The 2,318-nt window shown below is 60.1% G+C and carries 1 protein-coding gene; it reads left to right on the forward strand.

Annotated features, from left to right (window positions below):
- Positions 1 to 2,002, forward strand: a 2,002-nt coding sequence (locus B5F79_RS10730; protein WP_206391127.1) for a leucine-rich repeat domain-containing protein, incomplete at its 5' end; no start/stop codon positions are given.
- Between the last annotated feature and the right edge of the window lie 316 nt (positions 2,003 to 2,318).

A 2,318-nucleotide genomic window follows, 5' to 3' on the forward strand; every position in this document is an offset into this window, starting at 1 on the left:
GCCCCTGGCGCTGCCCCAGCGCCCCGCCCAGCGCGACCAGGCCGCCAAGATGTTCGCCGTGTTCCACCGCGACGTGCTGGGGGAGGGCGGAGCCCCGGGCGAGCCCGACTTCGACGCTCCGACAGATGTCGAGTATACGAGCGACGTTGTTGACGCGTCGGTGTCCGAGGTTGATGTCAGGGATGACGGCATGACCGTCGCGCTGGAGGGCAGCGAGGCTGACGTCCAAGTTGGGGACATCGTCATGATCGACCCCACGGAGGAGCTCCCCTTCGGGTCTGCAGTGAAGGTGGAGGAGGTCTCGTCATCGGGCGGCGTCACCACGGTCGAGGGCGTCGTGCCCGAGCCGGCGGAGGTCTACGACAGCGTCATCATCAACGAGGAGTACGACAAGGAGGACCTTCTGGCGGGCGGAGCGTCCCTCCAGTCAATTGAGCTCACCGACGAGGGAATCAGCATCGATGAGGACCTTGGCGTGTACGGCAAGGTGACCGGAAGTCTGACCATCAACGACTTCGAGGGGCATGCCTTCGTCTTCGTTCCGCCCGGACTTCTTGCCAAATACTTCGGCTATGTCGACGTCGACTTTGAAGCGGACCTCACGGTTGATCTCGACTTCAGCATCTCCGCGCTTCCGAGCAACCTCAAGAAGATTCGGCTTGGCAGCCCCATTCCCCTGCCGTACTGCGGGGTGCCCGGCTGGGGGCTCAACGTCGTCTTCTATCTCAACACGGATGTGTCCGGACACATTATCGTGACCACTGATATCCAGATGTCCACCTCTGCTCACCGCGACCTTATCGGCGATATTGATCAGACGACCAAAAGCTCCACTCGCACCTTCGACTCGGTGTCGATTGCCGTTGACGGGAAGATTGGCCCCTCCGCCGTCGTTGCACTCATGCTGCTGGACGAGCCGGTCTTCGACGTCGGCGCGGAGTTCGGTGCGGCTGCAAAGGTAGAGTCTACGCAGCATCCCGGCCTGACTTGTGGAGATGCGGCCATCTGGCTCTACGGCGAGGCATTTGCCGAGTTCGTGGGTGAGATGGCCGATTCGGCAAAGGTCACGGCTACCATTTTTGACGAAGACAACTCCCCGCTCGAGATGGGCATTCACGTGGAGAACGGGGAGCTGGTCCCCGAGTGCACGTGGGACCCGGGTGCCGACGAGGAGCCTGATGTCGGAGACCCCTCCAACCCCGGCGGGGAGGGGACTGACAATCCTAACGACCCCGAGAATCCCGAGACGCCAGAGGGGCCGACGACGGATGCGAGCGACTTCACATACGTGATTGGTGACGGGGTTGAGTACGGTAACCTTTACGGAACCGCGAGCTATGGGTACGGGGCATACATTACGGGGTACAAGGGCTCATCGTCCGATGTCGTCATCCCTGCGTCCATCGACGGGATTGATGTTCTCTATGTTGGGATCTCTGATGCCGGGCGAAGAATTAAGTCGCTGGATTTTAGCCACGCCAAGTCCCTAAGGGACATCAACCTCTACATTGGCGAATATGACGTCAACTTTGGAAAGCTCGACGAGCTCGAAAGAGTTGCGGCGACACTGACGTGTCGCTTCACAGGTGATTTTGACCTGTCTCAGTGTGGCAGTCTCAAGCACCTCATCTTTAGTGACGGGGCGAGCCTTGGTGGCTTTATGAGATTCGGAACGGAGAGCTTGGAGACTATTTCCATCGGTATTACCAACATCGCAGGCACCTTCACGATCGGGGACGCTCCCAGGCTGCGAGAGGCAGAGTTCGTAGATGTGGGTATCAGCGACATCATTTTTGGAAATTGCCCGAGCCTCGAGAAGCTCACCGTCATAAACACCGATATAACAAATCTCGACGTAAGCGGATTCCCGCAGCTAAATGAACTGACGTGTTTCGACAACAACATCTCTGATACTTCCGCCCTCGAAGCTTGGGCAAGCCAGCCGGGGCATACCGCGAATCTGGTTGGATATGACGCAGGCTTGCTCAGTGAGAGGAAGTGAGAGCTTGGGAGTGATGGGCAGGGTTGATCATCTTGCCGGTGATCAGAAAATTGGTCGTCATTGAGCTGAAAGAATACGAAGAACCCATCAGTCCCTCGTCGCGACGGCGGCTCCGTCGCACAATGCCCGAAACCGCCCCCGAGGGAACGGAGGCCCCGCCATGAGGATGCCCGCACGTCTCGCCGCGCTCTCGCTCGCCCTCGCCGCGGCCCTGCTCGCCCCGGCGCCCGCCCGCGCCGACTACCTCGGCTTCGCCGACGTGTCGCCCTCGGACTGGGCGGCCGAGCAGGGCTACATAGCCTACGTCGCCTCCGAG

Source organism: Olsenella sp. An285 (assembly GCF_002159625.1).
In the GTDB taxonomy this organism is placed as follows: domain Bacteria; phylum Actinomycetota; class Coriobacteriia; order Coriobacteriales; family Atopobiaceae; genus Thermophilibacter; species Thermophilibacter avicola.